Here is a 12,794-nt window from a genome sequence, read left to right as displayed (position 1 = left end):
AATAACTAGAGTATTTCAATCCAGTTTTCTATTGAAAAGAATTCCTCTAACAGCGCAAGTTCTCTAGTAAACTCCTCTAACACTTTACTTGCTTCCTGCAATTCACTCTCTTTGCCAAGTTTCTCTAATCTGCTAGCTAACTGATAAGCCTTTGCTGCTCGTAAGTGTCCAAGTTCACCTTTCAATCCGTGGGCTACCTCAGATAATTCGACGGCATTTTGATTTGCAATCGCTTGGCGCATCTTTTCTAAATCTGTAGGGTATTCAGCTACGAATATCTCGACAATCTCTTGAAAAAGTTGTTGGTCCCTCCCCAAAAGGTTATATCCTTCTTGAAGTCCAGCAGGAACCTGCATTTGCTCCACTTTCTCAGCTTTCTCTTCCACGTTCTCCTTTGGTTCTCCATTAGGATCCTGTGAAGCTTTTAGAACTAAAGATTCTATCTTTGTATATAGTTCTTCTGTAACAAAAGGTTTCGTTATATAATCATCCATGCCGATTTGAATGTATTTCTCTTCTTCACCCTTCATTGCATTTGCTGTCATAGCAACGATTGGCGTCACTGAACGGTTGGTCATTTTCTCTAATTTACGAATTTCAGTGGTCGCTTCGATTCCATTCATCACAGGCATTTGTATATCCATTAGAATTATATCAAACAGTTCCTTTTGAAGGATTTCCACAGCAATCAATCCATTATTCGCTGTCGTAACCTGCCAGCCCTTCTTTTGCAAAATAGCAGTTGCAAGTCTTTGATTCATCGGTTTATCTTCGACTAATAAAATGCGTAGGCTTCTATTTACTGCCGTTTCATTTATCATACTCGATACTTCTCGGGAAATCGTTGGATTAAGTTCTATCTGCTGTTTTGCCAATGCAAAGCAAACTGTGAAATGAAAGACACTCCCTCTACCAACCTCACTTTCAACGGCTATCGTTCCGCCCATAAGTTCTACTAATTTCTTCGAAATAGCAAGGCCTAATCCTGTACCCTCATATTTCTTCGTAAATGAACTCTCCACTTGACTAAAACTCTCAAACAAGCGATCAATCTTATTAGTAGCGATGCCCATGCCAGTATCTTGCACCGCCATACGAATCACGACTTTGTCCTCCTTCGTTTCAACTAGTTGTACTTGAAGTGTCACTCCACCAAGGTTCGTGAACTTTATCGCGTTCCCAATCAAATTGATAAGAACTTGTTGAAGTCGAATCGCATCTCCCTCTAGCAAATCCGGGATATTATGGTCAAAGTTTAAATCTAGTGTTATTCCTTTTTCACGGGCTGCAACCGATTGGATTTTCACTAGACGCATAATCGTTTCGTGAAAAGGAAATGTCATCTTCTCAAGTTCTAGCTTTCCTGCTTCAATCTTCGAAAAATCTAGTATTTGATTTATGATTTTTAATAAGAGATTTCCAGAATCTCTTACCATATTCAGATATTCCTGCTGTTCGGCTTCAAGCTTTGTGTCTAACACCAATTCTGTCATTCCAATAATGACATTCATCGGCGTACGAATTTCATGGCTCATGTTCGCCAAAAATGCACTTTTGGCTTCCGATGCCCGGATAGCCGCTTCTTTCGCTTCCTTAAGCTCTTCCTCAACTCTCTTCCGGTTTGTAACATCTTCCGCTACCTTAAGATAATGAGTAATCGCACCAGTCTCGTCACGAATTGGAGATATGGAAGCATGCTCCCAGTATAAATCTCCATTCTTTTTCCGGTTTAATAATTCTCCACGCCATTCCTGCCCAGAAGAGATTGTGTGCCACAAGCTTTTGTATATGTGTTCCGGCAAAAATCCTGACTTTAGAACATTTGGCTTTTTGCCAGATATTTCTTCGATTGTAAATCCAGATAATGCAGTGAATTTTGGATTGATGTATTCGATAACTCCTTGAGTGTCAGTTATAACAACTGTACTTGGACTTTGTTCAACAGCAGAAGAAAGTTTTCTTATTAATTCATCTCTTCCACCCATCTCACTAAACCTCCTAATAATAAGACCACTAAGGATAAAACTTTCATTTACAAGATGACACCTTTAATATTCGAAGTTAATAGAATCTCAAATTCGTTCGATGGTAGCGGTTTGCTAAATAGGAATCCTTGCATTTCCTGACAATGATGAGATTTCAAAAACTCTAATTGCGATACTGTTTCAACACCTTCTGCAACAATATTCATCTTTAACGTCTTACCTAAAACGATTACCATATCTACTATCGCCGCATCATCCTGGTCGGTAGTAATATCTCGGACAAAAGATCGATCAATCTTTAATTCGCTGATTGGCAGTTTCTTTAGGTAACTGAGTGATGAATACCCCGTTCCAAAATCGTCAATGGAAACCTTAACTCCCATAGCTTTCAGCTCATTTAGAATCTTGATCGTGAAATTCACATTTTCCATGGCGACACTTTCTGTCACTTCTACCGTGAGAAATTGAGCTTGGAAACCTGTTTCTTGCAATACTCTCTCGATTGTCTCTTTCAAATGATCTTGTTGAAACTGCTTCGCTGAGAAATTCACAGAAAGGTGGATTTTATAGCCTTGGTTATGCCACTCTTTCACTTGCGTGCAAGCGGTCTTGAGTACCCACTCTCCAATCGGAAGGATAAGACCATTTTCTTCCGCTAATGGAATAAAGTCTATAGGCGAAATCATGCCACGCTCCGAGTGATTCCATCGGATGAGAGCCTCAACTCCCGAAATCACTTCCGTGTTACAATTCACTTTCGGTTGATAATACACGATGAGCTCATTGCGTTCGATGGCATATCGCAACGCATTCTCTAGCGCTATGCGATCCAATGCCTTACTGTTCATCTGTTGATCGTAGAAACGATAAATATTGCGATTCTGCTCCGCCGCACGATCCATCGCGGTTTCCGCGTTTTTCAATAAGGTTTGTACGTCTTCCCCATCGTGAGGGTACAAGGCAATCCCTACATTACAATCAATATATACTTCTTGCTCCTCTATTGACCAAGGTTGATTGATAGCATTGATAATAAGGTCGGCATATTTGGCAGCCTCTTCCCCTTTGTAAATAGACGGAACTACAACTGCAAAATCGTCGCCACCCATACGAGATACACTAATTTTAGAATCTATTTGTAAGAGCCTTTCAGCAACACCTTTAATCAATCGGTCTCCATTGTCGTATCCGAACGCGTCGTTAATCAGTGCAAAATTCTTTAAGTTTATGAATAGAACTGCTAATTGTAGCTTTTCCTCGTCCGCTTTATTAATAGCAACTGTTAATCTATCTTTAAAGAGTAAGCGATTCGGTAAATTGGTTAAAGAATCATAGTACACTTGACGCTGTACCGTCTCTTCCATATCTTTCAGATGTAATAACCTTAATACCCGATAGCGTAACTCTTCCCAATTGATAGGTTTCGTTATGAAATCAGTAGCCCCTGCCTTAAATGCTAATTCTACCGACTTTCCGTCATCAAGGCCTGTGAACATTAGAATGGGAGTTTCGTGACCAAATGGTAGTTTCTTTATTTTCTTACACGCTGTAAGACCATCCATCACTGGCATCATAATATCTAACAATATAATATCTGGTCGATAAGTTAAAAACATCTCAATCGCCTCTTGCCCATCTTCCGCTTCTAGCACTTGATACCCCTCTTTTTGGAGTACGTTTCTAATCACTAGACGCGTAGCTCTACGATCATCGGCAATTAGTATGACAGGAGTCCCGGGATTCTTCCCTAGTTGATTCATAATTTCACCACCTTCTAAGAAGAGTTATATCGTACCTTTGTATCTTATTATATTTTTCCATTATTTAATATAGGGATTTTTCACTTTTTATACACAATCTTTCCATCAATAATAGTAAATTCGACATTTGTACGGAAATCAAACGGATGTCCACTCCAAATAACGATGTCGGCATCCTTACCAATTTCGAGAGAACCTACCTGGTGATCGACTCCTAAATGTTTCGCTGGGTTAATCGTAATTGCTCTTAATGCATCTTCCTCAGATAGTCCTTCGCGTGTCGCAAGTGCGGCGCAAATCGGCAAGTATTGAATAGGAATTACAGGGTGGTCCGTTAAAATTGAAACCTGTAGCCCTTCTTTATTCAAAATATCAACTGTAGAGAAGCCCAAATCTTGTAACTCTACTTTCGAACGGCTTGAAAGAGTTGGCCCTACAGCAACCTTTACATTCTTCTTCTTTAGGAAATCTACAATTTTATGCCCTTCCGTACAATGTTCAATTGTGATTTCAACATTGAACTCTTCCGCAATACGAATTGCTGTGACAATATCATCGGCGCGGTGTGCATGTGCGCGTAACGGTACTTCTCGTTTTAAAACTTTCACAAGCGCATCTAACCCTAGATCTCTGTCCGGCTTTTTGTCAGGGTCTTGTTCTCCTAATATGATTTTATCCATATAAGCTTGCGCTTTCGTTAATTCACGGCGAAGCACTGCTGCTGTCCCCATCCGTGTAGACGGTAACTGTTTCTTCTCTCCGTAAACTCGCTTCGGGTTTTCTCCAAATGCTACCTTCACCCCAGCTAGCGGGTTCAAAATCATCTCTTCAATAATCGTTCCTGCTGTTTTTATCACTACTGTCTCTCCGCCAATTACGTTTGCACTGCCTGGCATAGAGTGGGCTGATGTGACGCCACCCTTGCGCGCGTCTTCAAATCCCATGTCAAAGGGATTTATTGCATCCACTGCACGAACATACGGAGTAGAAGGGTCCGTCATTTCATTGACGTCTTCACCTTCCCATCCAATACCTTCTTCGCAAATACCCAAATGTCCATGCACTTCTATCAATCCCGGAGTTACTACCTTACCCTTTGCATCAAGAATTTCCGTGCCTTCTGGTAGTTCAGGTGCACCAGTCTCAATTGCGTGAATTTTACCGTCTTTTATCAAGATTGTCCCTTGCTCTATTGTTCCTTGTGTAATCGTCATAATTTGTGCATTAATGATTGCTAACATCGTTTCGTTCCTCCTAAAAATTTAACATGTTCAATGACATCATAGATTCGTAGCTTGTGTGGATTCGATAATTGATATACTTCCATGATTATGGAATCTATTTTCTCGTATATTAATAGACGCTCTATTGCATCTTCTGTATTTAGTAGCGTTCTTATATTGTGCTCGATTTCTTCCATGATAGTAAAGTCGCACGGAGGAATAGGGATTGATTCAATATGATTGCGTAAGACCTTTATGCTAGAAAAGGTTTTCTGATAGAAAAACTGTGCTGCTCGAGAATTCAAAACTGCTAATATATAGAGAATCGAGTAGCCTTCTAGTTTTGGGATTAATAGATTCGCACTATTCAAAGATACCCTTTGCTGATTATCATAGGCAAAAATTAAACTATTATTGATAAAACGATAGAATAATTTTTCCTTTGCTCGGTACTTACATTCAGACGCTGTCTGTTGAAATCGTGCCGAATCAAAGACTATGTACTTTTTCTTACAGGAATAATTATATTTAAAAATATCGCTCCCTTGGATCACAACTTCCCCATCATCAGGACAAGTTTCAAGAATATATTCACGATTGTTCCCTGTGACGATGCCAAGTGCAAATTCTGCATGCCCTTTAAGAAACTTGACTCCTAGTTGATTCTTCATTGTTTCGAGGATTCGGCAATCGATAGAACTTGCTTGAACATTCATAATATAGTACGGATTGGAATGAAATCTCGATTGCGGGATAAAATTCGTATCATAGTCCCATCCATTCACGGTAATCTTCTGATCCTGCTTTTGATCACGATTCAGATCTGCCTTCTCAAAGATTACGCTCATTGCAGGGGCAAACACCTTTGCAAAGCGGTTGCCTAGCGACTCAATCGCAAGTACGTTCGTTTTTTCCAGCACTAACTTGCGTAGCTTTCGGTGTCCCGTTACATGCAAAAGGGATGTAGGTAATACATATGCAAGAAGTCCACCTTTATGAAGGTTATCAATTCCCCATTCAATAAACATGCTACATGCTTCAGGGCTGCTTTCTGTTGTCTGATATCGCGCTTTTAACTCTTTGATTTGTTCACGATTGAACCTTGAGCCCCACGGCGGATTCCCTAGAATCACATCAAATCGCTGGTTCATACAAGTCCCAGCATCTGCGCAATCATCCTGCAACGTATTGCGGCAGTCTACCATCGGTAGTGAAAGTGATTCTGTTGGTAGTCTTTCTCTCATCAACAATACTAGATTCAGGGCAGCCAAAGCGACGGCTACTGAATCATTATCGTAACCACGAATGACATCGCGAATGAGAATCTTTTCATCTATTGTATCACGCAACTGTAAAAATGCACGTATCAAAAAATTGCCCGATCCGCAGCACGGATCTAGTATTTTTATCGGTTGATTATCCCCATCGTTAGACTGATTATGGACGACTCCCGCGAGCACTTTCGCAGTAAGTTGCTCCGCAATATCCGTAGGTGTGTAATAGCTACCCTTGCCCTTGCGTTCACCTAAATTGCTTAATGCCATATATAGAAGACCTAGAAAATCCTCACCCTCGATATAAGGAATCCCAAGGGTTTTCATCTTCCTTAACTGAGTAATGACCGTAGCATCCACATCCCCAGAGTCTATCGCTACAAGCTGATGCAGTAACACTTGGTATGGCGCATCCACCTCAAAATGGTTTTGCATGTAGCCTTCGACCGCACTACATTCCATATCAGCTATATCTGCTACTATATGCCCCGTTTGCATCAAAAACTCTAAAGCCATTTCTAATAATACAATTTGATTGCGATAGGGGTTTTGGATTGTTGTAGCTATGTGTAATACCTGCGTAGCAAAATGAAGATATGGTTGATAGTTGACATATCTCGTTGCGATGAAGTTCCCTGAAACTGCGCGCTTATTTCTTCTCTGCTGCAAGCTCGTAATCTCACCTTCAGCAATTTTCTGGTTCAGCGCATTGACAATCACCTTATCAAAGAAAATTCTGCGCCCTTCCGGCGATGTTGCCTGTAACTTGCCGTTTTTCATCCAGTTTCGCACAGTTGCTTGTGAAACGCCTAATTTCTCAGCAGCTTCTTGTAATGTCAACTGACCCATCTTCACTTGGTCCTCCATTAATTATTTCATGCTTAAGCCAACCCGTGAACGTTTACGATCGATATCAATCACTTTTACTTTCACGATTTGTCCCACTTGTACAATCTCCAAAGGATGTTTCACATACTGGTTGCTTATTTCTGATATATGTACTAATCCATCGTTTTTCAATCCAATATCAACAAAAGCTCCAAAGTCGACAACATTTCGGATTGTCCCTTGTAACTCAACGCCTACTTCTAGGTCATCCAATGACAGAATATCTGACTTCAGTGCTGGCTTTTGCAATTCGTCGCGAGGATCTCTCCCTGGTTTTAGTAACGCTTCTACGATATCTGTTAGCGTCGGTACACCCACTTCTAGCATTTCTGCTGTCTCCCGAATATTCAAATCCTTTAATTTCTGCTCATATTCTGCCTTTTCTTGATGCATCGTCAGGATGCTTGAGTCAAAACCTAAATGCTTCAAGAGCTTTCTCGCTATTTCGTAAGATTCTGGATGAATCGGTGTGTTATCTAATGGTTCTTTACCATCGCGAATGCGCAAAAAGCCTACACATTGCTCATAGGATTTCGCTCCCAGGCGTGGCACTTTTTGTACTTGTTTGCGGTTCGAGAACGTCCCAATTTCCTCACGATAAGCGACAATATTGTTCGCAACCGTTTCATTAATTCCTGATATATATTTCAATAAAGATGTAGATGCGGTATTCAAATCTACACCCACGCTATTTACTACTGTTTCTACGACAAACTGTAGACTCTCGGATAACTGTTTTTGCGCTACATCATGCTGATATTGACCAATACCAATCGATTTTGGGTCAATCTTGACTAATTCTGCTAGCGGGTCTTGCAGTCGTCTAGCAATCGAAGCAGCACTTCGTTCTGCGACATCTAATTCAGGAAACTCCTTCTTAGCAATTGGCGAAGCTGAGTATACACTTGCTCCCGCCTCGTCCACGATAATGTAATGCACTTCTTTCGTGAACATTTGCTTTTCTTTGCCATGACGGATTAACTCCGCTACGAATTGTTCCGTCTCCCTTGATGCTGTACCATTCCCAATCGCTATAATATCGACTTGATATTGCTTAATGTAGGAATAAAAGGTTGCCTTCGCCTTTTCTATATTGACGTGATCTTTGTCCGAATTCTTATTCAGAGAAATTGGATACGTTACATCAACTTTCAAAAGTTTCCCCGTTTGATCTACGACAGATATTTTGCAGCCAGTGCGGTATGCCGGGTCAACACCCATCACTACTTTATTCTTCACGGGAGCTATGAGTAGTAAGCTTTTCAAGTTTGCCTTAAACACTTCAATTGCTTTCGATTCCGCTTGTTCTGTCTTCTCTTTGCGAATCTCTCGCTCGATAGATGGCTCTAGTAGCCTCTTATAACTGTCTAGAATTGTTGCTTTTAGCTGCTCATATACCGTTGAACCAATCACAATACCCCATGTACGTTCAATAATTTCTAGGATTGTATCCTGGGCTATATGCGACGTTACCTTTAAAGCCTTCTCCCGCTCACCACGGTTAATCGCAAGGACTCGATGAGGTGGAAGCTTCTTAATTGCTTCTTCATATTGGAAATACATCTGATATACATCGTCCGCTTCTTCCCCTATCGCGACGGTTTGTAATGTCGCATGGTCACGGAAGTGTTGACGTACCTTTTTCCGTATTTCAGCCGTTTCTGCAATCTGTTCTGCGATAATATCGAGTGCGCCTTGAATCGCTTCTTCTATCGTCTCTACACCGAGTTCAGCATTTATGTATTGCGTCGCTTCTTCTGCAAGATTGCCACTCATAGGTTGTCCAGCAATCCATTCCGCCAATGGCTCTAAGCCCTTTTCCTTCGCCACGCTTGCACGAGTTTTCCGTTTCGGTCGGAATGGCAGGTAGATATCCTCTAACTCTTGTAGTTTCTGGGCTTTTTCTATTGCTAGTTGTAATTCTGGCGTTAGCTTTCCTTGTTCTCCAATCGAGGATAGGATTTCTTCTTTACGCTTTGCCATCGAGCGCAGATATTCCATACGTTCCTGAACTGTGCGCAGCGTTTCCTCATCCATGGAACCAGTCATTTCTTTTCGATAACGGGAGATAAATGGAATAGTATTTCCCTCATCTAATAAAGCGACTGCTTTCTCAGTCAGCTCTGGCTTCCACTGAATTTCCTTCGCAATTGTACTAATGAATGGATTTGACATCTTGAACCCCCTGATAAAGAAAACTTAGTTCAGATGGAGTCTTTACTCCACCTGAACTTTAGTAGCACTTATTTCGCCTGTACCCCTTGTGGGTGAAGCTTGGCGGCACTTATCTCCCACTTTCACCTCAGGTACGTAATGGTTCTAACTGTTTTAAAATAGAAGAACCATTCTGTAGAAGTGAGAGAATTAGTAACGCCGCTAAGATAAAATATAGAAAATACCCTAGCGAGTATAATTTGCTTAAAGCTGCAAAAAAGGTGCTATGAATAAAACATTTAGAAAATCTGATGCACTTAATTAGACTTAGCATAGCATAGAATGCCATACTAAGTCTATTTCACGGTATAACGATAGGGGTTGTCTTTCTATATTTACACTATGACTTCATAGCATACTTACCAGAAATACGATATAATGATGAAAATAATATCGGATGGATGTGATGATGTGAATCTTAGTCAAATTGAAGCATTTGTTGATTTAGTGGAAACACGAAGCTTTTCCCATACTGCGCAACGTCTATCGGTATCACAACCTGCCATAAGCCAAAGGATTAACGCCTTAGAAAAGAGCTTGGGTTGTCAGCTGTTTGAACGTAAATCTGATGATCTAGTTCTCACACATATTGGGACCTATTTATATGAGCAAGGAAAAGGAATTCTTGCCCTTTGCCAATCCACGTACTTACATATTCAAGATATGAAGAGCTCACCGCATGGTAGCGTGAGTATCGGGGCTAGTACAATTCCGTCACAATTTTTAATTTCCCCTATGATTAAGGAGTTCCGTAATAGCTATCCACATATTCAGATTCAGGTGCATGTCGCTGGTACAGAACAAATCACTCGACTATTGAGCGAGAAGAAAGTCGATGTGGCAATTGTCGGTTCTTATCCAAGCGATGACAGCTCTTTTCACGTATTTCCAGTGGCAACTGATCAATTACAACTAATTGTTCCCATAGACCACGCGTGGGCAACCAGAGCTTATATTAATATAGAAGAGTTGAAAGATGCGATTCTAATATTACGTGAGAAACAGTCTGGCACTAGGAAAATTCTATCGGAAGCATTATCCCATCATAACATCCAACTAGACAAGCTATCTGTGCTTGGCGAATTCGGAAGCACAGATGCTGTCATTTCAGCGGTAGAAAACAGTTTAGGTGTTTCCTTTGTATCCACAGCAGCCGCCGAGCGAGCGATTACCTTGCAAAAAGTAAAGCCTGTGTTAGTACGTGGCCTATCAATTGAACGCAAATTGTATTGCGCTGTGAACAAGGACCATAACTCGTTATCGACAAACAAATTTGTTGATTTCATACAAACCCTTGCTTTATAATCTATAATTCTCTTGATATCCATTAAACCAATGTATAGTGCATGAGGGTGCGTTCATTGACATTCTCTAATAAAGGCAGTGAATAATTCAAATTGTAGCGAGTCTCTTTCCCACATACCTTCAGGATGCCATTGCACACCAAGAATATATAGATTTTCCGTACCTTCAACTGCTTCTATTACACCATCAGACGAATGGGCTACAATCTCTAGTCCATCCCCTAGTGTGTGAATCGATTGATGATGGTAGCTGTTAACCTTCATAGACGAGGTTTGGACAATTTTGTGCAGTTTTGAGTTATCTGCAATGTCTATATAATGAGTACCAAACCATCTTGGTGCATTTTGTGAATGCTTGATGGTTCCCGGGATTTGGCTGTTTATATCTTGATATAAGGTCCCCCCACATGCAATATTAAGAACCTGAATTCCTCGGCAAATAGCGAAGATTGGGATCTTTTTTTCTATTGCTTTCGGAATGATACTTAATTCTAATACATCCCGATCAGGCGTTATCTTTCCTTGCTTAGGAATGGGATGCTGCCCAAAACGATTGGGGTCGACATCCTCGCCGCCGCTAAGCAATAATCCATCTACCGAGTCAAGCCATTCATCACATAAATCTTGAAATGTTAATGGCAATAGGACAGGTATGCCACCCGCCTTAATAACAGCTTCTGAATAGGCACGATTTAGAAATGTCCCGTACCCATATTTCGTATCCATTGCAGTTCCTGTAATCGCAATCTTTGGTTTCATACAAAAACAAACCCCCTTTCTACAATCCTATGTAGTCAGGGGGTACTTTTTACCTCGTTATGTGATTTGCATAGACTAAAATTGTGTCCGTGGAACCAAATAAGTCACTAGATTTGCTATTATATGCAATAGGCGTGCCATAAAACTGAATTCGTTCACCCTTTTGCACTTCCACAACAGCTGGATAATATAATATGCATATTACTCCATCCGTCGTTAGTACTTGAATTTGCATTTCGCGTATTGCCGTACCTTCATCTACCAGCGTTTCTAAAACAGTGCCTGTGTCTTTAATGATCTTTTGCTTGTAATTATTTATATTTCGAAGTAATTCCCCTTGTTTACTCATAGGAATTGCCAATTTTTCTACTTCAGTCAGTTTCTGTTTCGAATCAGCAGGATATAAATGCAACTGTTTCAATAACCATTCTTTTTGCACTGCAGACATTCCACTCAAGTCTCCCGTGAAACGCTTCGCAAATAAATCTAATAGCATGATTTGTGAAACTTTTCCTGATTTGCCTGTTTGATCTGCTATATTCGTCGGATTCGCATTCTCGTTAGGACCCTGCTGTCCATTATCAGATGACGACTGGTCACTATTACTCATACTGTCTGAATCTAAGTTTTCATTTACCCCATTGGTAATTTCTTCAATTTGACTATTACTGGCTTCTTTTGCTTCGATGATATGTAAAGAGTCAATAATGAAAATAAAGGACGTAATAAAGATAGACGCCGTTGATAATAACGCCCAAAATCTTGTGAATCCTGTTCTCTTCATAGCATTCCCTACTGTCATAACTATGCTCAAGAATGTTACCAATAACGTTAGCAACAATACTATGGTAAGCATTTGAACCAGTCCTTTCGCGAATCCTTTCGCATGTATCCTATAGTCTCATTTTAACCGTTGTGTCCTATACTTCCATTTTAACCGTATCTAGTAATTTTTACAATTGACAATTATCATAACAGTTTTGATTATAAAAAAACAAAAAAAGTTTCCTATCTTTTGGATAGAAAACTTTCTAAAACTCTATTAGACCCAAACTTATATTTACTGCGTCGTTCACCTTAGCCATCATTTCATCATTTAAATGGGTTATTTTATCTGTTAAACGTTGTTTATCAATGGTACGAATTTGCTCAAGTAAAATAACAGAATTCTTTTCTAGTCCGTAGATATCTGCGTTTACTTCAATATGGGTTGGAATCTTGGCTTTTTGTATTTGTGCAGTTATAGCAGCCACTATTACGGTAGGACTATATTTATTCCCAATATCATTTTGAATAATCAGAACTGGGCGTACACCACCTTGCTCAGAACCAACGACAGGAGACAAATCGGCATAGAATACGTCACCACGTTTAATATTCATCAGCC

General features: G+C 40.3%; 9 protein-coding genes. 1 reads left to right on the top strand and 8 read right to left on the bottom strand.

All coding sequences use genetic code 11. The features are described from left to right. Positions 1-5: 5 nt before the first annotated feature. The 5 genes from BHU72_RS11035 to BHU72_RS11015 all read right to left on the bottom strand — a co-directional run bounded on the left by BHU72_RS11035 (position 6) and on the right by BHU72_RS11015 (position 9,305). Positions 6-1,985, bottom strand: coding sequence for a hybrid sensor histidine kinase/response regulator (locus BHU72_RS11035; RefSeq protein WP_069702677.1), 1,980 nt, complete (start codon positions 1,983-1,985; stop codon positions 6-8). Positions 1,986-2,032: 47 nt separating this feature from the next. Beyond that, positions 2,033-3,745, bottom strand: a complete 1,713-nt coding sequence (locus BHU72_RS11030) for a two-component system response regulator (RefSeq protein ID WP_069702676.1) — start codon at positions 3,743-3,745, stop codon at positions 2,033-2,035. Between the two features lie 80 nt (positions 3,746-3,825). Then, the gene (locus tag BHU72_RS11025) at positions 3,826-4,986 is read right to left on the bottom strand and encodes an amidohydrolase (protein ID WP_069702675.1); all 1,161 of its coding nucleotides are present in this window, start codon (positions 4,984-4,986) and stop codon (positions 3,826-3,828) included. Further along, the gene (locus BHU72_RS11020) at positions 4,980-7,091 is read right to left on the bottom strand and encodes an N-6 DNA methylase (protein ID WP_069702674.1); all 2,112 of its coding nucleotides are present in this window, start codon (positions 7,089-7,091) and stop codon (positions 4,980-4,982) included. The genes BHU72_RS11025 and BHU72_RS11020 overlap by 7 nt, the downstream gene beginning before the upstream one ends. A 21-nt stretch (positions 7,092-7,112) precedes the next feature. Further along, positions 7,113-9,305, bottom strand: coding sequence for a Tex family protein (locus BHU72_RS11015; protein WP_069702673.1), 2,193 nt, complete (start codon positions 9,303-9,305; stop codon positions 7,113-7,115). Between the two features lie 420 nt (positions 9,306-9,725). Between BHU72_RS11015 and BHU72_RS11010 the strand changes: the two genes are divergently transcribed. Further along, positions 9,726-10,649 carry a selenium metabolism-associated LysR family transcriptional regulator gene (locus BHU72_RS11010; RefSeq protein WP_176720469.1) on the top strand — a complete coding sequence of 308 codons (924 nt, stop codon included), beginning with the start codon at positions 9,726-9,728 and terminating at the stop codon, positions 10,647-10,649. A 53-nt stretch (positions 10,650-10,702) separates the two neighbouring features. Here BHU72_RS11010 and BHU72_RS11005 read toward each other — a convergent pair whose 3' ends face one another. The 3 genes from BHU72_RS11005 to BHU72_RS10995 all read right to left on the bottom strand — a co-directional run bounded on the left by BHU72_RS11005 (position 10,703) and on the right by BHU72_RS10995 (position 12,789). After that, positions 10,703-11,407: a gamma-glutamyl-gamma-aminobutyrate hydrolase family protein gene (locus BHU72_RS11005; protein WP_069702671.1), complete on the bottom strand. Its 705-nt coding sequence runs from the start codon at positions 11,405-11,407 to the stop codon at positions 10,703-10,705. Positions 11,408-11,456: 49 nt separating this feature from the next. Continuing rightward, on the bottom strand, positions 11,457-12,191 hold the full coding sequence (locus BHU72_RS11000) for a hypothetical protein (protein ID WP_141709303.1): 735 nt from the start codon (positions 12,189-12,191) through the stop codon (positions 11,457-11,459). 247 nt (positions 12,192-12,438) lie between these two features. Further along, positions 12,439-12,789: a type II toxin-antitoxin system PemK/MazF family toxin gene (locus BHU72_RS10995; RefSeq protein WP_069702669.1), complete on the bottom strand. Its 351-nt coding sequence runs from the start codon at positions 12,787-12,789 to the stop codon at positions 12,439-12,441. Positions 12,790-12,794 lie beyond the last annotated feature (5 nt).

The sequence above is a fragment of the Desulfuribacillus stibiiarsenatis genome (genome assembly GCF_001742305.1).
Classification (GTDB): domain Bacteria; phylum Bacillota; class Bacilli; order Desulfuribacillales; family Desulfuribacillaceae; genus Desulfuribacillus_A; species Desulfuribacillus_A stibiiarsenatis.
This window is presented reverse-complemented; position numbering and strand designations above follow the sequence as displayed.

Excerpts from the sequence above, each read along its gene's own strand:
- BHU72_RS11035 (WP_069702677.1), bottom strand. The coding sequence starts at position 1,985 with ATGGGTGGAAGAGATGAATTAATAAGAAAACTTTCTTCTGCTGTTGAA.
- BHU72_RS11030 (WP_069702676.1), bottom strand. The coding sequence starts at position 3,745 with ATGAATCAACTAGGGAAGAATCCCGGGACTCCTGTCATACTAATTGCC.
- BHU72_RS11025 (WP_069702675.1), bottom strand. The coding sequence starts at position 4,986 with ATGTTAGCAATCATTAATGCACAAATTATGACGATTACACAAGGAACA.
- BHU72_RS11020 (WP_069702674.1), bottom strand. The coding sequence starts at position 7,091 with ATGGGTCAGTTGACATTACAAGAAGCTGCTGAGAAATTAGGCGTTTCA.
- BHU72_RS11015 (WP_069702673.1), bottom strand. The coding sequence starts at position 9,305 with ATGTCAAATCCATTCATTAGTACAATTGCGAAGGAAATTCAGTGGAAG.
- BHU72_RS11010 (WP_176720469.1), top strand. The coding sequence starts at position 9,726 with ATGAAAATAATATCGGATGGATGTGATGATGTGAATCTTAGTCAAATT.
- BHU72_RS11005 (WP_069702671.1), bottom strand. The coding sequence starts at position 11,407 with ATGAAACCAAAGATTGCGATTACAGGAACTGCAATGGATACGAAATAT.
- BHU72_RS11000 (WP_141709303.1), bottom strand. The coding sequence starts at position 12,191 with ATGAAGAGAACAGGATTCACAAGATTTTGGGCGTTATTATCAACGGCG.
- BHU72_RS10995 (WP_069702669.1), bottom strand. The coding sequence starts at position 12,789 with ATGAATATTAAACGTGGTGACGTATTCTATGCCGATTTGTCTCCTGTC.